The organism is Prevotella sp. P6B4 (assembly GCF_000619985.1).
Lineage (GTDB): Bacteria > Bacteroidota > Bacteroidia > Bacteroidales > Bacteroidaceae > Prevotella.
This window is the reverse complement of record NZ_JHVE01000005.1, coordinates 188,149-210,590: the sequence shown is the minus strand read 5'-3', so window position 1 is coordinate 210,590 and position 22,442 is coordinate 188,149. Positions and strand designations below refer to the sequence as shown.

10 protein-coding genes and 1 pseudogene are annotated in these 22,442 nt (G+C 50.2%); 8 read left to right on the top strand and 3 right to left on the bottom strand.

The genetic code is table 11. The features are described from left to right. The 3 genes and pseudogenes from T491_RS0105215 to T491_RS0105205 all read right to left on the bottom strand — a co-directional run. Positions 1–207: pseudogene (locus T491_RS0105215) on the bottom strand (IS5/IS1182 family transposase); the annotation flags it as partial. Positions 208–364: 157 nt separating this feature from the next. Continuing rightward, positions 365–2,344, bottom strand: coding sequence for an alpha-amylase family glycosyl hydrolase (locus T491_RS0105210; RefSeq protein ID WP_028902948.1), 1,980 nt, complete (start codon positions 2,342–2,344; stop codon positions 365–367). A 111-nt stretch (positions 2,345–2,455) separates the two neighbouring features. After that, positions 2,456–6,505 carry a hybrid sensor histidine kinase/response regulator transcription factor gene (locus T491_RS0105205; protein WP_051522981.1) on the bottom strand — a complete coding sequence of 1,350 codons (4,050 nt, stop codon included), beginning with the start codon at positions 6,503–6,505 and terminating at the stop codon, positions 2,456–2,458. Between the two features lie 253 nt (positions 6,506–6,758). On the opposite strand from T491_RS0105205, the gene T491_RS0105200 reads away from it, so the two are divergent. The 8 genes from T491_RS0105200 (at position 6,759) to T491_RS15755 (ending at position 22,416) form a co-directional block, all read left to right on the top strand. Beyond that, a complete protein-coding gene (locus tag T491_RS0105200) occupies positions 6,759–9,806 on the top strand; it encodes a TonB-dependent receptor (RefSeq protein ID WP_036915318.1) in 3,048 nt (1,015 codons plus the stop codon). Between the two features lie 47 nt (positions 9,807–9,853). Further along, positions 9,854–11,419: a RagB/SusD family nutrient uptake outer membrane protein gene (locus T491_RS0105195; RefSeq protein ID WP_028902945.1), complete on the top strand. Its 1,566-nt coding sequence runs from the start codon at positions 9,854–9,856 to the stop codon at positions 11,417–11,419. A gap of 42 nt (positions 11,420–11,461) precedes the next feature. Further along, positions 11,462–12,376 (top strand): hypothetical protein, encoded by a 915-nt coding sequence (locus tag T491_RS0105190; protein ID WP_155950043.1) that lies wholly within the window; start codon positions 11,462–11,464, stop codon positions 12,374–12,376. Between the two features lie 5 nt (positions 12,377–12,381). Then, positions 12,382–13,587 (top strand): esterase, encoded by a 1,206-nt coding sequence (locus tag T491_RS0105185; protein WP_028902943.1) that lies wholly within the window; start codon positions 12,382–12,384, stop codon positions 13,585–13,587. 3 nt (positions 13,588–13,590) lie between these two features. Further along, complete coding sequence (locus T491_RS0105180) at positions 13,591–15,951, top strand: beta-glucosidase (RefSeq protein ID WP_028902942.1); 2,361 nt, start codon at positions 13,591–13,593, stop codon at positions 15,949–15,951. A gap of 231 nt (positions 15,952–16,182) precedes the next feature. Further along, complete coding sequence (locus tag T491_RS0105175) at positions 16,183–19,257, top strand: TonB-dependent receptor (RefSeq protein ID WP_028902941.1); 3,075 nt, start codon at positions 16,183–16,185, stop codon at positions 19,255–19,257. Between the two features lie 13 nt (positions 19,258–19,270). Continuing rightward, positions 19,271–20,845: a RagB/SusD family nutrient uptake outer membrane protein gene (locus T491_RS0105170; RefSeq protein ID WP_028902940.1), complete on the top strand. Its 1,575-nt coding sequence runs from the start codon at positions 19,271–19,273 to the stop codon at positions 20,843–20,845. Between the two features lie 2 nt (positions 20,846–20,847). After that, positions 20,848–22,416: a right-handed parallel beta-helix repeat-containing protein gene (locus tag T491_RS15755; protein ID WP_081773247.1), complete on the top strand. Its 1,569-nt coding sequence runs from the start codon at positions 20,848–20,850 to the stop codon at positions 22,414–22,416. The last annotated feature ends 26 nt before the right edge of the window (positions 22,417–22,442 follow it).

The window sequence follows — 22,442 nt, the reverse complement described above, 5'->3', positions numbered from 1 at the left end:
GACCTTAAGGAGCAGGTACTTGAACATGCGGATAGGAGACTCTGCCATACGACCATTGTCTGGACAGTATTTGTCTAACAACTCTTGATAGACAAAAGAAAAATCAACGAGCCCGTTGATACGTCTCAGAAGATTGTCTTGTGGGACAACTATGTCGTACAAGGCACTATACTCACTCAATACTAACTCTTGTTGTTGCGACAGCATAAGCACTCTCTTTTATGCTGTAAAGGTACAAAAAAATCTGCACATAGCCAAATGTTTTACTGACTATGTGCAGACTGTAATTGTTAAAAAGTGCCTAATAGGACTTTTTCAGTGCCCTCCTTATGCGGGAGGGGAGCTTTCTATTCAAATATCATCCTTAGAATTCAAGTATCAGCGATTGACGCGCTTTCAGCTCCATATTCTTCGATACATCCACGTAACGATTAGTCAGGATATCCTTAGCCTTTGTTGCCTTACCGATGATTTCTGCATAACGTGCTACATCAAATGTAGCGGGCTTCGACGTGCCGTTCAGAATGGTCATAGCCGTCTTGCCCTTGTACTGACGGGCAATCACATAGACACCATTGAACGGGGTGAACTGAATCTGTCTGCCCTTGGTAATCACTTCATTACCCTGACGCCAGTGGAGCAGACGAGAGAGCCAGGTAAACATGGCCTGCTCGCTCTTGGAACGTCCTTCCTTGGTAAAGCAGTTATGTGTATCGCCGGGGAATCCACCGGGGAAGTCCTTACGCACATTGCCATCCGTTTTCTCCTTGGTACCATTCATCAGCACCTCGGTACCGTAATAGAGCTGGGGGATGCGGTTAACGGTGAGCAGCAAGGCTAAAGCCTGCTTCAGAGCCAGTGTATCCTTGCCATTACCCAGGAAACGGTCGGTATCATGGTTCTCAATGAAAGCCATCACACTAGAAGGGTTGGGATAGAGATAATCATAGACAAACGAGTTGTACAGGCGGTTAAAACCATTCCACCAGCCATCGGTCTCCTCGTACTTGGCCTGATTCAGCTTATCGAAGAACGAGAAATCCATCACGGTCTTCAGATAAGTATTGGTGAGCGGGTGCTGGGTGTTGGTAGATGGCGTGATCTTCGAATCCTTCTGCCAGGCAGCGGTATAAGCAGGCTCTGTGACCCAGGTCTCGCCTACTGTATTGAAGTTAGGATACTCTACATCGAGTTCTTTCAGCCACTGTGCCATCGCATCGGCATAGGCATAAGGATAGGTATCCATGCGGATGCCGTCGATACCCACAGTTTCAATCCACCAGATAGAATTCTGGATGAGGTAACGCATCAGGTGGGGATTATGCTGGTTGAGGTCGGGCATCGATGGGACGAACCATCCTTCTACCGTCTCCTTCAGATCGATCTCCGAAGCGTATGGATCAACCACTGGTGTCAGCTTATACGATGTCTGCAGGTAAGCACTCTTAGCGGGCTCAGAACCATCGGCATTAGCGGTAAAGCCAGTCATGGGGTCGCGACCGCTGTTTTTCTCTGTCAGCCACTCAGGTGTGTTCAACCAATCCTTGCTGGGCATATCCTTGGTCCAAGGATGTTCAAAACCGCTGTGGTTAAAAATCATATCCATCACAATCTTCAATCCCTTCTGGTGAGCCTCATCACAGAGACGCTTATAATCCTCATTGGAGCCGAAGCGTGGATCAACCTTATAATAATCGGTAGTGGCATAGCCATGATAGGTGGCGAAGCCGTTCTTTGAGTCGGGCGAATCGTTCTCGAGGACAGGGGTAAACCAGAGGGCTGTCACGCCCAACTCCTTGAAATAGTCGAGGTGTTCGCGGATACCATTCAGGTCGCCACCATGACGCAGACTGGGTTTGGTACGGTCTTCCACATAGTTGCGCATGCCTTTGATCTGTGCCGGATGGTTAGCGCCCTGTGCAAAGCGGTCGGGCATCAGCATATAGAGCACATCGGCATTGGTGAAACCCATACGCTTGTCGCCGCTCATCTCGCGGGCCTTGAGCTGATACGGTACCTTCACCCCTTTCTTGCCCTTCACGGTGCCACCGGCAAAGGTCAGTGTCATCGTACCGGGTTGCGCATCACGCAGATTCATGTAAACCAACAGATAGTTAGGAGAATCAAGGCGAACTAAACTATCGATCACCACACCGGGATAATCAGTGGTTACACTGGCAACATCGCGAATCCCCTGGCCATAGACCATCAACTGCACCTGCGGGTTCTTCATCCCAACATACCAGTCGGTGGGGTCGATACGGTCAATCACTTGTTTCTTTGCTGCACTCATTGATAATACATTTGCCATCAGGATGGCGGTTACTAATAAAATCCGTTTCATTTTTGTTCTTAGTTTATTCTCATGCTGCAAAGATAGGGATTTTTCTGATACGTTGTTCGCATCAGAAAAGAAATCCCATAACGCATGGAGGCAAACGATTGCACAATTCCCCTACCCTTTATATTCTGTGGGGGTGACACCAAACTGTTTCTTGAAGACAACGGAGAAATGACTCTGCGTACTGAATCCGGTCATATCGGCAATCTCGGCCACCGTATGCTTGCCGCTCTTCAACAACTCTGCCGCACGGTTCAGCTTGTAGGTACGGAAGAAACTGCTGGGCGTCTCGCCAGTCAGGCCCTTGATCTTATAATAAAGTTTGGTACGTGAGATATAGAGCAACTTGGTGATACGGGTGACATCGAGCTCCGAGTTCGACAGTTCCTCTTCCATCAGCTTATAGAGCTCTTCCATGAAGTGCTTATCCTGTTCCGACAGCACATTATCCACACCCTCCTCCTCGGTGGTAGTGGCTTTAGAAAGCAATTTGCGTACACGGTCGCGGTTCTTCAGCTGCGACTGGATGAGCGCAGAGAGCACAGCTGGTTCGAAGGGTTTGGTGACGTAAGCATCGGCACCTACATTCAGACCTTCAACCTGATTCTCAGCGGTGACCTTCGCTGTCACTAAGATGACTGGGATATGACTAAGCTGGATATCCTGCTTAATCTCCTGACAGAGCTGATAGCCGTCCTTGCCGGGCATCGCCACATCGCTCAGCACGATATTGGGCTCTTCGGCCCGCATCTCCTCAAGCGCCGTATCGGCATCGAGACAGGTCACCAGGTGATAGTCGTGCGAGAACAGCATCCGCATATAGTTGATAATCTCCGTATCATCGTCGACAACGAGGATGGTCGGGCGGTCATCGTCATTCTGCTGACAATCGACAGTTGACAATGGATTATTCTTGGCAGAGCCAAGCGGCATAGCCGAGCAGCCAGTTGACAACTGGGCACCGACAGCCAGTGCAGTATCGCCTTCCAGCGGACGGCGCTCTGCCTCGGTATAGGCAGGCTCATTCATCGGATAAACCAAGGTAAACACAGCCCCTTCGGCGCCTTGACGGTTATCGGCAGTCAGGGTGCCATGGTGCAGTTCAGCCAACCGGCGTGAATAATAGAGTCCGATACCAGTACCATAGTTGACGATAGCTTTCGTCTGGTTATCCAACTGATAGAAGCGTTTGAAGATGTTCTCCTTGTGCTCCTCCGGGATACCCTTACCTGTGTCGGCAATGGTTATCTTCACCTGGTCGTCAACCACATCCAGCTGCACATCTATCCTACCACCACGTGGGGTAAACTTCAAGGCATTCGACAACAGATTACTTACAATCTTCTCCAGTTTATCGCCATCGGTCCATGCCATCAGCAGGTCTTCCATACCCAAGCGACTCAACTGCAAGCCCTTCTCCTTGGCATTAAACTCGAAGGAATCGCAGATATCGTTCAGCAGTTTCACCACGTCGATCTGTTCTACAGTCAGGCGCAGGGTATCGTTCTCCAGCTTATTAAAGTCCATCAGCTGGTTCACCAGTTTGAACATACGTTGGATGCTACGCTGGGCAATGCACAGCAAGTTGCGCTCCTCGTCTCCGACTCTGTCGCTCTTAGCCAACTGCGCCACAGGTCCGGCAATCATCGTCAACGGCGTACGGAACTCATGGGCGATATTCGCAAAGAAGCTCATGTTCATCTGATTGGTACGCAGTTCCTGTTCCTTCTCCATCTCTGCCTTTCGGGCAGCACGACGGGCAGCCACCACTCTACGGGCACTCTGATAGAGATAGAGTGCTATCAGCGCACCTATCAACGCATAGATCAGCCAAGCCCACCACGACAGCATGGGGGCAGGATCTACAATCACCGCTATCTGACGCACATCACTGGCATCCTGGTCGCTGGCACTGTCGGAAGTGCGCACCCGGAAAGTGTAATGTCCTGCCGGCAGATTGGCATAGCTGGCGGTATGGGTACTACCCGCGTCAATCCAGTCGCTATCAAATCCTTCAAGCTTATAATAATAATGTACGCGTTCGTATTCGCCGAAGTCGAGGGCCGTATAGGAAATACTGAAACTGTTCTCACTATGCTTCAGACGAATCTCCTTACAACAGTCCAGCATGGTCTCGATAGGACCTCCAGCTGCAGGACGCACCAGTTGATTGTGAATCTTCAGATGACTGAACAGGAGCGGTATCTTCCGGAGCGTGTCGATATCGGCAGGATTGAACATCGTCACACCATCGGAACCGCCAAACACCAGACTGCCGTTGGGCAGCTGACATGAAGCACGGTCGCAGAACTCGTCGCCAGCCAGTCCGTCGGCCTTATAGAGCGACGTGATGGTGCCCGTCTTGGTATCTAAACGGTTCAGGCCCTTCATGGTGCTGATCCACAGATTACCCTGACGGTCCTCCTCAATCGCAGCCACATCCGAGCACGAAAGACCCGCAATACGGTTCATCTCGTTGGTACGGGGATTATAGCGCAGCAAGCCATTGCTGACGGTACCTATCCATACGTTGCCCTGCTTATCCTGGTGCATATCCGTGGGGATGAAGACACTACGTCGGATACAGCGCTGCATGCCGGCGATGTCCTGCTGACTCAGCTTGCCGGTCTTGGGGTCCATCTTCATAATCTGCTGATAGAATGCCGAGATCAGCATGGTGCCATCGTTCAGTTTCAGCAACGAGGGGATAAAGGTAAAATCGACATTGAAAGCCTGTTTGGCCTCAGGCTCACTGGCACCGGGATGGAAGCCGAAGAGATAAGTGGTGCTGGTAGCAGCCCATACGGTACCATCGTCGGTCTGTTCAAAGTCCATCGTCATCGGCACCTGCCATTGTCCAAGAATATTCAGTCTATTGCCATCATACCGGCATTTCATCACGATGTTACTGGTCGACAGCCACAACAGTCCATCACGATCACAGAAGATGTGGGTGATGGCATTCTTGCGCTCACCAGCAGGCAGTCCGGCTATCTCTATTTGCTCGGCCTTCTGGGTGGTAGCATGATAGACGAAAACGCCTTTCAGCAAGGTGGAGATCCAGAGGTTCGCCTGTTTGTCGATTGCCACAGCGAATACCGAGGAATTCTCAAGGACACGGTTCAGGTAGTTGTCGCTACCGCCGAACTTCTCTTTATAGTAATAATCGGCAAACAAGCCCTTATCGTAGGTTCCCATCCAGATATTCTTGCGTGAATCCTGGAATATCTGAGTCACATAAGCATCGGGAGCAGGCACCGTAAAGCCCGCATCGTTCTGTCCACGGAGAGTATGGGTCAGCAGGTTCAGCTCAAAGAGACCGTTGCGTGAGGTACTGAGCAGGATGCTGTTGTTATCCAACAGACAGGCAGCCTGTAGCACGCTGCTGTGCGCCGTCAGTCTGTCCATCATGTCCTGCGGCAGAGGTACCGACTGACGTGATTTGGTATCGTAGAGTGCCAAGGAGCCATTGCCTGAGCACAGGAACAGTCCATTCGACAGCAGATCGAAGTAATAGAATCCATTATTGGGCGAGCCCTTGACCTCGTGTTTCTGCTTAAAAGTCTCACCACTGAACACCAGCAGATTGCCGGGCCCTGCCAACAGAATATCGTCGGCAGCGTCGATAAAGCAGTCGCCCCATGACTGGTTGGTCATCGCTCGCTGGATATGCGACAGGAAGATATGATGCTGTTCATCGTACATCAGCAGCTCTGTACCATTATAGACGAACACCCGCCCTTTCGAGTCCATCAGCAACTTTCGGGCATTACGATTGCCCGTCTGCATTAGCACTGGCTCAAAGGTATCCTGCCGGGTATAACGGCAGACACCGTTCACCGTAGCCACCCACAGGCGCCCCTGCTTATCGCAGAGCAGACCCTGCACATTATTATCAGGCAGACCCAGAGAATCGAAAGTACAGAAATACTGATGATACTCATGGCCGTCGTAACGGTTCAGACCTCTGAAGGTGCCTATCCACAATTGTCCGGCAGCATCTTCTGCAAGACACTGCACACGGGTATTCGACAGTTCCTGAGCCACCACCAGGTCGTGCTCTTCGTCCTTATCAAGATGAGTACCAGTTACACCCTGTCGTTCACAAGACAACATCATGACAATACAAAGCACACTGGTAAAGATTGATAAAATAGGTTTCATTTTAGTCATTATTTGTGGTAATCTGATGCAAAGATAAGTAAAATCTTCCATATATCATGGCGTTTAGGTGGTTATTTTGAACGAATCAAACAACTTTTAAACAAATTGGACAACAGCTACAGCGATTTGAACAAGCGGGAAAAACGAAAAACAGAATAAAAAAACATCATTTAAGAATTCACTATATCTTTGCAGCCGAAATTTGAAACCAAAGTATATTTCTAACAATTAACTCAAAACAATTACAATCTCAATGAAAAAGAGCAGTATTTTATTGATGTTGATGGCATTGTTTATGTCTGTGACATCTTTCGCCCAAGGACTTAAGGGCACTGTGATCGACGAAAACGGAGAACCAGTCATCGGTGCTACCGTTGCCGAAAAGAGTCATCCAAAGAACGCAACCATCACCGATTTCGATGGTAACTTCGTAGTCAACGTCAAGCCCGGTCAGGTAATCACCGTCACCTACATCGGCTACGAGACATTCGAAGGAGTTGCCAAGAACGGCATGACCATCCGTATGAAACCCGACAACAAGGTTCTCGACGAAGTTGTTGTTGTAGGTTACGGTGTACAGAAGAAGAGTTCTGTTACCGGTGCCATCTCTCAGGTAAAGCCCGAGGATATGGAGAACCGCACCATTGCCAACGCACAACAGGCTTTGCAGGGTAAGACCTCTGGTGTGCAGATCATCCAGTCGAGTGCAGCCCCTGGTTCTTCACCAACCATACGCGTACGCGGTTATTCCTCTAATTCAAGCTCAGAACCACTGTTCGTTGTCGATGGTGTGCGTCTGGGTGATATCAGCGGTATCGACCCAAGCACCATCGCATCAATGGAAATCCTGAAGGATGCTGCCTCTGCCGCTATCTACGGTGCCGAGGCTGGTAACGGTGTAGTACTTATCACCACTAAGAAAGGTAAGCCCGGACAGGGAAAGATCTCTTACGATTTCATGTTTACCGACGAGAGTCTGGCTCGCATCCCAAAGATGCTGAACTCTGAGCAGTATATCCAGTACATGGACGAAGGTAACATCTTTACAAAAGATTACCTACTTAAGAACTGGGACGGTGTGACCAATACAGCCTGGACCGATGTTGCTTTCAATCACGGTCACATGCAGAAGCACGCCCTTTCATTCACTGGTGGTAACGAACGTGGCAACTACTACCTCTCGCTCGCATACCTTAATAATAATGGTATTGTTAAGGGCGACGCTGATGTGTACAAACGCCTCACAGCTACCATTAACTCTGAATATAAGATTAAGGACTGGTTGAAGGTAGGAACCACCAACCAGATTGAGAAATACGATGTACGCTCTGTATCTTCAAACAACGAGTACGGATCACTGCTCACATCCATCCTGATGCTTGATCCTCTTACTCCCGACACATACACAGCCGAGAACCTGCCTTACCAGATGGTAAATGCACAGGCCAACGGCAAACAGTTGCTTCAGGACGAGAATGGAAACTACTATGCTGTTTCTAAGTTCTATGCCGGCGAACAGTATCACCCAATGATTATGCGTGACAACGGTCTGTCAAAGAATCAGGGATTCAATATCAACGGTTCTATCTATGGTGACTTCACACCTGCAAAGGGACTCACCATCACTTCTCGTTTCGGTTATCGCTTGGCAGGTTCAAACAATAGTAGTACCAGTCTGCCATTCTATGGCAACGGAGTACAGAGCCGCGATTTCCTCGACTTCAGCGCAGGTTCTTCTACCTCTATCTACTATCAGTGGGAGAACTTTGCAAACTATATGAAGACCTTTGGCGGACACACCGTTACAGCCATGGTTGGTATGTCGTTCCAGAAGTCAACAAGCAATAATGTAAATGGCTCACTGACTGCCAATGGCGAAGATGCCCTGAAGAAGAACGACCCACTGTTTTACTATCTGAACTATGCCAACGCATCGGCTACCAAGGGCGTAAGCGGTGAGACTAACGAGAGCACCAAATACTCATACTTCGGTCGTCTCTCTTACGACTTCATGGGCCGTTACCTGCTGCAGGCTTCGCTGCGTGCTGATGCTGCCGACCTGTCGAAGCTCTCTAAGAAAACCCGTTGGGGTTACTTCCCTGCTGTATCAGTAGGTTGGACTCTGAGCGAGGAGAAATTCTTTGCACCTCTCAAGAGCTGGTTCGACAGTTTGAAGTTCCGTGCCAGCTGGGGCCAGAATGGTAGTCTCTCGGCACTGGGCGGCTACAGCTACAGTACCGACATGGCACTGGGCGGACTCTATCCTTTCTCTTCAGGCATCAACTACACACAGGCCGCAGCCCCTTCAACCATGGGTAACGACGATTTGAAGTGGGAGACCTCTGAGCAGCTGAACTTCGGTTTCGATGGCATTCTGCTGGGTGGTCGCATGACCTTCGGTGTCGACTACTTCATTAAGAAGACCAAGGATCTGCTAGTATGGGGTACCACACCTTCACTCATCATCGGCGGCAGCACTTCACCAATGAATGCAGGTAACGTAGAGAACAAGGGTTTCGAGTTTGAGCTTGGCTGGCGCGACCACATCGGCGATTTCAACTACAGCATCCGCGGAAACCTCTCTACCCTGAGCAACAAGGTAACATACATCGATCCATCTATCACACGTCTGAGCGGTAGCAACTTCCACACTTACACCATTACCTACTTCGAGAAGGGATATCCCGTTTACTACTTCCGCGGCTATAAGTTTGCCGGTATCGACAGTGAAACCGGAAATCCTTTGTTCGAGGATCTGGATGACGACGGCAAAGTATCTGACGGCGACCTGACCTGCATTGGCGACGCCATCCCCGACTTCACCTATGGTATCACCCTCACAGCTGCCTATAAGGGCATCGACCTGACTGTATTCGGAACAGGTTCATACGGCAATCAGATTTTCAACTGTATCAACCGTCCTGACTACGCAGCTTCAAACCGTCTGAAAGAAGTGTTCTACGATAACCGTTGGACTGCTGAGAACAAGAACGGTACAGTGCCTCGCGCAGGTGCTAACGATATGGACAAGTACGCTTGCTCAAGCGCCATGGTTTACGATGGCAGCTTCTTCAAAATCAAGCAGATTCAGCTGGGATACACACTGCCCAAGAGCCTGATCAATAAGGTCTTCCTGAGCCACGCCCGTATCTATGCTTCACTCGACGACTTCTTCACCTTTTCAAAGTATCCAGGCTTCGATCCTGAGGCTGCTACCAACGCTACCTCAGGTATGGGTATCGACAAGGGCGGCTATCCTACCTCGAAGAAAGTTGTACTTGGTTTAAACATCGAATTCTAAAGAAAGGGTAAAAAAGTAAAAAGGTAAAAAAGTAAAAGAATACAATTATGAAAAAGAATCTATTATATATCGCCATGTTGGCCATTTCATCGCTCAGCTTCAGCAGCTGCGACAGCGAGCTCGACATTGCCAAGCACGGCAACCTGGGAAGCATGGAAGACTTCTACACCAACGACGAAAACACCATGCAGGCCACCTCTTCACTCTATCTGCAGATGCGCGGCCTTCACTACAACTGGTTTATGACCAAGAACTGTCTGTCGGACGATGTCTGGACTGGTGGCGGTTCTCGCGGCGACAATGCCGAAATGGAGAAACTCAACGAGTACACCTTCGGCACCGACCACGGCATGATCCAGAGTCTTTATTCGGGACTCTATGGCGTCATCTACAAAGCGAATCTGATTATCGACAAGGTACAGGGTGACACACCTATTATGAAGCGTGCCGTCAACGAGGCCAAGGTGTTCCGTGCATGGGCTTCGTTCGAGCTGGTAACGCTCTTTGGCACAGCACCTGTTGTAGACCATCTGCTGAAACCTGGCGAGTATCGCTTAGGCAACAGCGCCCCTGCTGATATGTGGGCACTCATCGAGAGTGATCTGAACGATGCCATCAACAGTGGTACCCTGCCCTCAAAGAGCGACGTGAACGATGCCGAGGGTGGTATCCGTATCACCAAAGAGACTGCTCAGGCATTCTTAGGCAAGGCTTATCTCTTTGAAGGTAAGAACAGTGAGGCTGCTGCCATGCTCGACAATGTGATTAACTCTGGCAAATATGCCCTCTATCAGGGTGAGTACGATGCTCAGTTCCATGCTGCAGCCAACAACAACTGCGAATCGGTATTCGAACTGCAGAAGCGTAATGATAGCGAGCAGATGTGGAACCAGTTCGACATGGGTCTGCTGATGCAGGGTTGGCGTACCGACAAGGTGAACTACAGCGGTCAGGCTGCAGCGGTGATTGCTCAGGGAACTTATGGCTTTATGAACCCACGCAAGTCGCTCTACGATGCCTTCGTGGCATGGGAGGGTGCCAATGGCTACCGTCTCAACAAGACCATGATGACCTATGACCAGCTGAAAGCCTTTGGCGTTACTATCCAGACAGGTGCCTTGGTATATGGTTGCGAGGGATACTTTATGTGGAAAAACCAGTCGTTGAAGGAAGACTGCGTTGTTGACCAGTCGTTCTTCCAGGGTGTTCAGTTCACCAACCTGAAGATTATGCGCTATGCTGAGGTTCTGCTGTTGGCTGCCGAGGCTCATCTGCAGGCTGGCAACACCAGCAAGGCACTCGATTATATCAATCAGATCCGTACTCGCGCCAAGGAGACTCCTCTGACAAGCGTTTCACTGGATGATATCAAAACCGAGAAGCGTCTGGAGCTCTGCAATGAGAGCGTACGCTTCCAGGATCTGGTTCGCTGGGGCGATGCAGAGACAGCACTTGGTCAGCAGGGTAAGGAAGTGCCCGCCTTCGGCACCGAGGGTACACAGTGGCCTTACAATAACCAGAACTACGGTTTCAAGAGCAAGCACAAGCTTCTACCTATCCCTCTGAAGGAGATTGAACTCAATCCTAACATGACTCAGAATGCAGAATGGTAATAAAGAGAATTAAGAGTTAAGAATTAAGAATTACGAGTAATTATGAAAAAGTTTAGATATATCATAATGTTGCTGGCCGTTATCGGCTTCACAGCTTGCGACAGCGACTCTATCGAAGATCTGCAGGGCGAATTCAACAACATCACCTTCTGCACCTTCAATAACGGCAGCGTACAGCCTACCACCAAATTGGGCAAGGGCGTAAAAGCGCTGAACACACAGTTTACCGATGCCGAAGGCAACACTCTGTCGCTCAGCTTCGGTAGCAAGGAGTGGATTCTGGGCGAGGGCTCATTCTCACCAGTAACCACAGTTAGCAATGCCGGCACATACGCAGGATCCATCAATGGCGCTGCTATCAACGAGGGTAACATAGACGTCAGCTTTGTTGACGGAACCTACTTCATCAGCGGACTGGTTAAGACCGCCGACGGTAAGCAGTATAAGCCATACTACAAGGGCGAACTGACCTTCATCGTAGGCGAGGATGATCCAGAGGCCAGCGGCTACACCATGAGCATTGTGGAGAGTGCCGTAGCCATTATGGACTGGACTACATGGCAAACAACCACCTATCCCGATGTAACCAAGTACACCATCACCGTATGCGATCCAAATGGTACTCAGGTGGCTTACTTCGACGTCATCAACGGTAACGACAAGAGTGCCGATCAGCTCACTGGTAATTACTCTATCGTTAGCGATGCCCACGACGCCATGCAGATTAGCGCTGGTTACTCACTGCCTGACTACGGTATGGCTGGCGGTTCAAGCTATGTAGACGCAGCTGGCAAGACACAGTATCTCACTGGTGGTACCGTTGAGATTACCACAGCCCAGAGCGGCGAGGGCGAAACCCTATACACATTCAAGGGCACAAGCCTCGAAACCATCGATGCCGCCGGCACTACCGGTAGCGGTGCATTTAATTTGATGTTTATCTCTTTAGCTGAATAACAGATATGAAAAAACTAATGCTTATGGCTGTCCTCTGCCTCACCGGTATGGCAGCACAAGCTCAGCAGAATCTGAGCTGGGGTCAGGGCCCACAGGTGGCCTCACCCGACGTACATGCCGACAACAGTGTAACATTCAACCTGATTGCCCCCGAGGCAAAGAAGGTGCAGATTACCGGCGACATGCTGCCTACTAAAAAGGTAGAGTTCGCAGGCAATACCTATGACGCTCCTGGTGTGGTAGATCTGGTTAAGAACGACAAGGGCGTGTGGAGCTATACTACAGAGCCTCTTAAGCCCGAGCTCTACACCTACAACATGATTGTTGACGGTGTAAAGATCATCGACCCACTGAATGTGTACAACATTCGCGACATCAACAACCTGTTCAGCGTGCTCCTGATTGGTGGCAACCAGCGCACCGATCTGTACAAGGTTAACAAGGTGGCTCACGGCACAGTTAGTAAAGTATGGTACGAGAGTCCTACAGCCGGACTCACCCGTCGCCTCACAGTTTACACCCCTGCCGGCTATGAGACCAGCGGCAAGGAGTATCCTGTACTCTACCTGTTACACGGTATCGGTGGCGATGAGAACGCCTGGAGTGAGCTGGGACGTGCTGCCCAAATTCTCGACAACCTGATTGCACAGGGCAAGGCAGAGCCTATGCTGGTAGTGATGACCAACGGCAATATCTCACAGGAGGCCTGCCCAGGCGAGACCAGCGAGGGCTTCAAGGTGCCAACCATGATGCTGCCAAAGACCATGGAGGGTAGCTTCGAGACCGCCTTCCCCGATGTGGTGAAGTTTATCGAGAAGACCTACCGTGTGAAGAAGGATAAGGCACACCGCGCTATCGCCGGTCTGTCGATGGGTGGTTTCCACAGCCTGTTCATCTCTATCAACAATCCTGATATGTTCGGCTACGTAGGTCTGTTCTCTGCCGCTGTCGATCAGCAGCAGCCCAACGGTGGTTTCCCCAACATCTATGCCGACCGCAACAAGAAAATCGACAATCTGTTCAGCAAGAAGCCCAAGTTGTTTTGGATTGGTATCGGTAAGACCGACTTCCTCATCAAGAACAACAATGATCTGCGTGCCTATCTTGACAGCAAGAAGCACAAATACACCTATCTGGAGACCGATGGTGGTCACATCTGGCGCAACTGGCGTATCTATCTCTCAGAGTTTACTCCATTATTGTTTAAATAATCTATGAAGAAATCCGTATTATTTTTAGCAACAGCTGCATTGGTAGCTGGCTGCGCTACATCCGATAAGCAAGGGCCAAAGAACACCATCAATCAGGAAGAGGTGATGAGTAAGCTGACACTTGAAGACAAGGCGCACTTTGTCATCGGTACCGGTATGGCAGGCTTCTCGGGCAATGATGCCGTGATTGGCGCTACCCGTAGCTTAGTGCCTGGTGCTGCTGGTACCACCTACCCTCTCGACTCATTAGGCATCCCAGCCGTGGTGCTGGCCGACGGTCCTGCTGGACTGCGTATCGACGCCAAGCGTGAGGGTGATTCTGCAACCTATTATTGCACCCACTTCCCTATCGGCACCCTGTTGGCCTCAACCTGGAACACTGAGCTCATCGAGCAGGTAGGTCAGGCCATCGGCGAAGAGGTGAAGGAATATGGTGCCGACGTGCTGTTGGCGCCTGCCCTCAACATCATGCGTAACCCGTTGTGCGGTCGTAACTTCGAGTACTACTCTGAGGATCCCGTTGTAGCAGGAAAGACCGCTGCTGCCTATATCACTGGTGTACAGAAGAACGATGTAGGTACCAGCATCAAGCACTTCGCTGCCAACAATCAGGAGACCAACCGCATGAACAACGATGCACATATCTCTCAGCGTGCCCTCCGCGAGATCTACTTGAAAGGCTTCGAGATTGCCATCAAGGAGAGTCAGCCCTGGACAGTGATGACCTCTTATAACTATATCAATGGTGTTTATACCTCTGAGAGCAAGGACCTGGTAACCACTATCCTGCGCGATGAGTGGGGCTACGAGGGAACTGTGATGACCGACTGGTTTGGCGGTAAGGACGGTGCCAAGCAGATGTGGGCCGGCAATGACATGCTGCAGCCAGGTAAAGCCGAGCAGTTCGATAGTATCGTAGCTGGCGTGAAGAGCGGTAAGCTGGCCGAGGCCGACCTCGACCGCAGCGTGAAGCGTATTCTGAACCTGGTAGAGAAGAGTCCTCGTTTCCAGGGTTACAAATACAGCAACAAGCCCGACCTGGAAGCACACGCTGCCGTGACCCGTCAGAGTGCTGCCGAAGGTATGGTGCTGATGAAGAACAACCAGACCCTGCCTTTTGCCAAGAGCATCAAGAACGTCGCCCTGTATGGCAACACTTCTTACGATTTCATCGCTGGTGGTACCGGTTCGGGTAACGTGAACCACGCTTATGTGGTATCGCTGCTCGATGGTCTGAAAAAAGGTGGTTACGTAGTTTCTGATGAACTGAAGAATGCCTACGCCACCTACGCTGCCGAGTGCAAGGCGAAGGTAGAAGCCGAGATTGAGGCTGCCGCCAAGAAGGATCCGAAGAATGCCATGCTGCTGCGCTTCATGCCACGTCCACTGCCCGCCGAGAAGCAGTTCAGTGCCGACGAGCTGGCCCAGCAGGCTGCAGCTTCTGATATCGCCGTCATCACACTGGGTCGTATCTCCGGTGAGTTCATGGACCGCAAGGCCGCCGACTTCAACCTGAGCGACTCTGAGCGCCAGCTGTTACAGCAGGTTTGCGAGGTTTACCATAAGGCCGGCAAGCAGGTTGTTGTACTGCTCAACATCGGTGGTGTCATTGAGACTGCCAGCTGGAAGGAACTGCCCGATGCCATCCTCTGCGCTTGGCAGGCTGGTCAGGAAGGCGGTAACAGCGTGGTCGACGTACTCAGCGGCAAGCAGTCGCCAAGTGGTAAGTTCACCATGACCTGGCCTGTTAAGTTCACCGATGCCTACAGCTCGAAGAACTTCCCCATCGATCAGGATCCTAAGATCGACATGATGAACCAGGGTCAGAAAGGCAACGTGAAGAATGTTGACTACACCGACTACGAGGAGGATATCTACGTAGGCTACCGTTACTTCGACTCGTTCGATGTACCCGTCAGCTATCCATTCGGTTTCGGTCTGAGCTACACCACATTCGAGTATAGCAATATCAAGATTGTGGAGAAGGGCGATGCTTTCGAGATCAGCGTCAAGGTTAAGAACACCGGTAAGCTGGAGGGTAAGGAGGTTGTAGAGCTCTACATCTCTGCTCCCGACAACAAGGCTGCTAACAAGCCTGTGAAGGAGTTAAAGGCCTATGCCAAGACCAAGCTGTTGGCTCCTGATGAGAGCGAAACCGTCACCATGACCGTGAAGGCCGCCGACCTTGCCTCGTTCGACGAAGCCGCCTCAGCCTGGGTAGTAGCCGCTGGCGAATACCAGTTCCTGGTTGGTGCCTCATCGCAGGACATCAAGTCAGTGCTGAAAGCCAACGTCAAGGGTCAGCAGACCAAGGTGAACAATGTGATGAAGCCCCAGACTCAGATGAACCTTCTGAAGCGATAATCCTAAATCAAGTTCTATATCTCTGCCGCCGATGCACATCCCATAGATGTCATCGGCGGTTCTATCGTATAACACCGGTCCATTTTCCGATAATGATCCTCTAAAAACGAAAAACACCCCTAAAGAAACGAATTTCACCCCCTTTTATATCAGAAAAACACCTTATCTTTGCATCATCGAAACCTATCATATCGATTCCACATTATTATTAACAACTAAAATCATTAGCAAATGGACAAACATCTACGATTGTCATTGTTTCTTGCTCTTACCGTGTCAGTAGCCTCTCCACAATGGGTGATGGCAGGTAATGGAATGACGAAAACTACTCAACAAAACGGCACCGTGAAAGGACGTGTGCTGGACGGTAATGGTGAGCCGATTATCGGTGCATCGGTTCAGGTAAAAGGAAATGAATCTACTGGTACCATTAGTAATATGGACGGTAGTTTCTCTATCAGTGGTGTTACATCTGGTACACTGATCATCAGCTACGTAGGATTCGAGACCAAAACGGTAGCCTTTACCAGTGGTCAGAATCTAACAGTTACATTAAAAGAAGATTCACAAGCTCTCAGTGAGGTGGTGGTTGTGGGATACGGCACCCAGAAGAAAGCCAACCTGACTGGTTCTGTCGCTTCGGTTAATTTCAATGATGTCGCCAACATTCCAGTGGCCAACACCTCAACCATGCTGCAAGGTCGTCTGCCTGGTGTTGTTCTGCAGACCAACGGTGCCCAGGCCGGTCATGATGATCCGGAAATCCGTGTACGTGGTGTTGGAACCTTGGGAAGTGGATCGAAAAACAACCCGATGGTGTTGATTGATGGTATTGAGAGCAGTATCTCGCAGATGTCAGCTCTTGCCGCCGAGGATATCGAGAGTGTATCGGTACTGAAAGATGCCGCATCGGCAGCCATCTATGGTGTGCGTGCTGCCAATGGTGTGATTCTGGTTACTACCAAACGTGGTGCCGACATGCGTCCTACAGTAACCTACTCGGGCAGCATCGCCCTGCAGGAGGCAACCGTACTACCCGACTTCGTTAACAGCTATGAGTGGGCCAAAATGTATAATGAGTGTCAGCCCGCCAAGGCATATACCGATGAAATGCTGCAAAAATTGAAGGACGGCAGTGATCCTGACCACTTTGCAAACACACAGTGGGCCAAGGAAATGTATCGTACAGCCGCTATGCATCAGCATCACCTGTCGGTAAGCGGTGGTGGTAAGGATATGCACTACATGCTGTCGGCACAGTATATGGATCAGGATGGTATCTTGAAGAATACCGCCAATCGCCGTTACAATTTCCGTTCGAATATCGATGCCAAGCTTGGACTGGTAAAGCTCGGATTGAATCTTTCTGGTAGCAAACAGGATATCAAGGAGCCAGTAAAAGGCTTAGGTGGCGACGGTTTGCTCCGTACGCTCACCTGGTACACCCGTCCTACCGTACCGGTTCGCTACTCAAACGGCGAATATGGCTGTGTAGATGGTAATAATGCCATCGGCGCATCAGTATTCAAGAATCCTATTTATGACCTTAACAACGGCTATAAAAAGAATGAGCACTACCGTTTCGACGGACAGATCTTTGGTGAGATTGACCTCTACAAAGGATTGAAATTCCGTACCAGTCTCAGTTACAAGTATTACAATAACAACACGACCAGTTATGATCCCCGATCAGCAGCGAAGGTCAATGCAGAAGGTACCATCCTGGCACCTGCCGGTACACAAAACACTTTGACCGATTATCAGTGGATTGAGACCAGTCTGACAAATGAGAACATACTGACTTATACCCAGAAGTTTGGTGAACACCAAATCAATGTGCTGCTGGGTCATTCTATCCAGTCGAGTCGTTGGGACACGAACACCGCTTCGCGTCAGGGATTCCCCACAGATAATATCTATGAACTGGATGGTGGTTCACAAAACGACCATGTGAGTGGTTCGGCTGAGGAAACTCGTCTGCAGTCATTCTTCGGACGCGTGAACTATAATTATGGCGATCGCTATCTGGCAGAATTCAATGTTCGTCGTGACGGCTCTTCACGTCTGCCAAGCAGCAACCGCTACGCTACCTTCCCCTCTTTCTCGGCAGCATGGATCATCTCGAACGAGTCGTTTATGCAGGATCTCAAATGGCTCTCATCATTGAAGATTCGCGGAAGCTGGGGTAAGCTGGGTAATCAGGAGATTGGTAACTATGCCTACTCTGAGACCTTGTCGGCTCAGGGCAGTTACTATCTCGGTGACCAGAAATATATTGGTATGAAGACCTCAAAGATTGCCAATGAGAAGATCAAGTGGGAGACCACAACAGTCACCGACTTCGGTTTTGATGCCTCGTTCCTACAAGGACGTGTATCTTTGACCTTCGACTGGTACAATAAAGTCACCAACGACATTCTGTTGCAGTTGCCTATGCCAGGCATCTTCCTCGGTTCGTTAAGCGCACCTTATCAGAATGCCGGCAAGGTCCGTAACCGTGGTTGGGAGCTCTCAGCCAACTATCAGGACCGCAAAGGCGACTGGCAGTGGCAGGCAGGCTTCAATCTGGCCGCTGTTAGCAATAAGATCATCGACATGAACGGTCAGGAGAGCATCAGCGGCTCTACCATCAACCGTGAGGGCGAAGCCATCGGCAGCTACTATGCCTTGAAGGCCATTGGCATCTATCGCACCGAGGCCGATCTGCAGCGTAAGAATTCGGCTGGTGTCGTGATCAAGCAGAATGGTCAGGCACCTGTACTTGGCGACATCATGTACGAGGACCTGAATGATGATGGCAACATTACCGATGACGACCGTCAGATTATCGGTAATCCCTTCCCCAAACTGCAATATGCATTCACACTTGGTGCCAGCTATAAGAACTTCGACCTGACCACATTCTGGCAGGGTATCGCCGGTCTGTACCGTTTCAACTGGGATGAGACAACTATCTCAAATGGTGGTAACAAGACATCGCGCTGGCTCGACCGTTATTCACCTGATAATGTCAACGGTTCAATGCCACGTATGGGCGGAGAATTTAACAATACCTACAGCTCATTCTGGCTGACCAAGGGCGACTATCTGCGCCTGAAGAGTCTCGAACTGGGCTACACTTTCAAGGCTAATCCTCTGCTGGCCAAAGCTGGTATCCAGAGCTTACGTCTCTATCTTGCCGGCAGCAACCTGCTCACCTTCACCTCGCTCGATGATTACGATCCTGAAAAGACGGGCAGCGATACCCGTAACGACGTTCATCCTAACGTAAGAGCTTATTCATTTGGTATCAATGTTAAATTCTAACACGCAACAGATTATGAAAAAGAATATATTCATTGCGCTCTGCGCAATCATTGGTTTGAGTGCCTGTTCTGACAGCTGGCTGCAGAGAGACTCTCTTACAGAATCATCATCAGAGACATTCTGGAAGACCAGCGATGATGCCATGATGGCTCTCGTGGCATGCTACGATGGACTACAGAGCGAACAGCTCTATAATGGCGGTCCATGGAATATGGGCCCCCTCAACTTCGACTGTATGACTGATAACGGTGGCCATTTCAACTGGAGTGGTTGGATGGAAGGTTATGATATAGCCAACGGCACCCAGAGTCCTTCATCGTGGGCTGTTGGTTCTTACTGGTCGGCTTGCTATGAGGTCATCAAGCGTTGTAACTCTCTCATTGCTAATATTGACCGTGTAGAGGTATCGGATGCAGAGCGTGCCCGTTACAAGGCTGAGGCGTTGACCCTGCGTGCACTCATCTACACCAATCTGACTATGACATATAATGATGTTCCTTATCTGACAGAACCTCTGACACTGGACAAGGCAGAGTGCCCTGCATCTAAGCGCGCAGATATCGTAGCTGGCGAGATGGCCAACCTGAAGGCTTGCGCTGAGGATCTGCCTCAGGCAGCCGACTTAGGACGTATCACAAAGGGTGCCTGCTATGCTATCCTGGGACGTCTTGCACTGTATAATGAGAAGTGGGACGAGGCTATCTCTGCTTATCGTGCCATGCAGTCACTCGGCTATTCCTTAGCGCCTGACTATGCTGCCCTCTTTACACCAGCAGGAGAGAAATCGCCCGAGATTGTCTTCTCTGTCCGCTTTGAAGGCCCTGGTGTCAGCGAAGGCTGCTCGTTCAACGCCCATTGGAACACCCCACTGGAGGCTATGAATGCCACCTTGAACCTGGCTGATGAGTATTACAAACTCGATGGAACCAAGGAGACATCGCAGGACTATGCTGCATGGGTAGATGGAAAACTGGATGTATGGCAACCCCATGCAGCCTACTGGGAAGGTCGTGACCCACGTCTGAAGGCTACACTCTTTGTTCCAGGCATGTATTGGAACGGCACCGGTGGCGAGTCAGCCTGGTATGGTGGAGCTGCCGCATCGCTCTCAACCGTCTATGTCATGAAGTATTTCGACCCCGCCGATACCGGCAACTCCTGGGATAATGGTCAGGACTTCTATGTGGTACGCTATGCTGAGGTACTGCTGTCGTTGGCAGAGGCTCTGGTCCAGAAAGGTGGCTATCAGGAGAGTGAGGTGCTGGCATTGGTTGATCAGGTACGTCAGCGTGTTGGCATGCCAACAGTAGAAAGCGTTGAAGGCACAGGTCTGACCAAAGAGGCGCTGCTTGACATCATCAAACATGAGCGTCGCGTGGAGTTGGCATTTGAAGGCATGCGTCTGTTCGACCTTTATCGCTGGCATGAGCTGGAAGATGCTGTCAATGCGGTAGAGTATGAGCGTACACATTTCGGCATGGCCTACGAGAAACGCACCTATAACGGCGAGCGCGATTATGTATGGCCCATCCCAACGAGTGAGCTTGACAGTAACAAACAGCTGGAGCAGAACGCGCTCTGGAAATAAAGATGACCAAGATGTTTTTCAACACATTACTATACAGTTTGTTAATAAACACCTGCTTCTCGTGTGCAACGGGTACCTCAGACATGGGTGCTGAGGTACCCCCAGCACCCCCATCGCAAAAGAGCCACACCTACTATGTGGATGCTGCGACAGGTTCTGACCAGAACAAAGGCACTTCAGAGACAAGCGCCTGGAAGACCTTGGCACGTGCCAGTCAGCAGAAGCTGAATGCAGGCGACCGGTTGCTGTTAAGAAGAGGACAGACCTTTGAGGGTGAGCTAGAAATCACAGGTAAGGGCAGTGAGGATCAACGCATAGAGATAGGCAGTTATGGCACAGGCGATAAGCCCATCGTTAAGGGATACGAACAGTCTCATTATGCCATTCACATCCTGAACGCCGATTATCTCACGCTGAGCGGTCTCGAAATCGTGAATACCGGCAAGGAGCGTTTGGCAGGTCGAACGGGAGTGAAAGTGGCATGTACCAACTATGGCGTCTCGCATGATATCCGTATAACGGATCTATATATCCACGATGTCAACGGCTCCTTATCGAAAGATGCCGGTGGTGGGTCTGCTCTTCTCATTGAAAACGGCGGAAAAACCATTGCTTCGCGTTTCGATGGCTTGCTGATTGAGGGCTGTCGTATCAAGGACTGTGGCCGTAACGGTATGATCTGGAGTGGCTACTGGGAGCGTCAGGATTGGTTACCCAATACCCATGTGGTGGTTCGAGGCAATCTGATAGAAGGTGTACCTGGCGATGGCATTGTGCCGATAGGGTGTGACGGTTGTCTGATAGAATATAATGTGATGCGCGATTGTCCCGACATCCTCCCCGCCGATCAGGCTGCTGCCGGCATCTGGCCATGGAGCTGCGACAACACGGTTATCCAGTATAATGAGGTGAGTGGACACAAGGCGCCGTGGGATGCTCAGGGATTTGATTGCGACTATAATTGCCGTAACACGCTGATGCAGTACAACTACAGCCATGATAATTATGGCGGTATGATGCTGATATGCGACTCAGGTAACGAACGCAATTACAGTATTGGCAATCAGGGCAGCATCGTCCGTTACAATATCAGCATCGGCGATGGTATCCGCCCTAAAGCCACACGTGACGGTATGTTTTCGCCTGCCATGCATCTCTGTGGTAAGCTGGAGCATACGCTGGTAGAACGTAATATCATCCACCAGAACGCGAAAGCATCTGCTGATATCGATCATACGATGATCTGCAGTAACTCCTGGGACGGCTATCCCGATGGCACCACCTATCAAGAGAATATATTCTACTCGGCAGAGTCAAGTAAGATTGAAATGACTAAGAGCACTGGCAGCATCTTTAAGCATAACTGGTACTTAGGTCAATGCGAGGTATATGGTTCTGACAGTCAGCCTTGTTCCTCAAACAGTGCCTATCAGAAACTGGTTCTGGATGTTGACGCAAACGGCTATCTCGGTTTACAATCATTGATGGACTGCCAAACACTGTTCGGCCAGACCTGTCATTTTGTGAACAAGACTGCTATTGAAAGTTTTTTTGATGAGATGCTTCGGTAATTAAAGGAAAATAAGTAAATTTGCAC

What these genes read in the sequence shown, in the direction of transcription:
- T491_RS0105210 (WP_028902948.1), bottom strand. Translation starts at nt 2,344, where the DNA reads ATGAAACGGATTTTATTAGTAACCGCCATCCTGATGGCAAATGTATTA.
- T491_RS0105205 (WP_051522981.1), bottom strand. Translation starts at nt 6,505, where the DNA reads ATGAAACCTATTTTATCAATCTTTACCAGTGTGCTTTGTATTGTCATG.
- T491_RS0105200 (WP_036915318.1), top strand. Translation starts at nt 6,759, where the DNA reads ATGAAAAAGAGCAGTATTTTATTGATGTTGATGGCATTGTTTATGTCT.
- T491_RS0105195 (WP_028902945.1), top strand. Translation starts at nt 9,854, where the DNA reads ATGAAAAAGAATCTATTATATATCGCCATGTTGGCCATTTCATCGCTC.
- T491_RS0105190 (WP_155950043.1), top strand. Translation starts at nt 11,462, where the DNA reads ATGAAAAAGTTTAGATATATCATAATGTTGCTGGCCGTTATCGGCTTC.
- T491_RS0105185 (WP_028902943.1), top strand. Translation starts at nt 12,382, where the DNA reads ATGAAAAAACTAATGCTTATGGCTGTCCTCTGCCTCACCGGTATGGCA.
- T491_RS0105180 (WP_028902942.1), top strand. Translation starts at nt 13,591, where the DNA reads ATGAAGAAATCCGTATTATTTTTAGCAACAGCTGCATTGGTAGCTGGC.
- T491_RS0105175 (WP_028902941.1), top strand. Translation starts at nt 16,183, where the DNA reads ATGGACAAACATCTACGATTGTCATTGTTTCTTGCTCTTACCGTGTCA.
- T491_RS0105170 (WP_028902940.1), top strand. Translation starts at nt 19,271, where the DNA reads ATGAAAAAGAATATATTCATTGCGCTCTGCGCAATCATTGGTTTGAGT.
- T491_RS15755 (WP_081773247.1), top strand. Translation starts at nt 20,848, where the DNA reads ATGACCAAGATGTTTTTCAACACATTACTATACAGTTTGTTAATAAAC.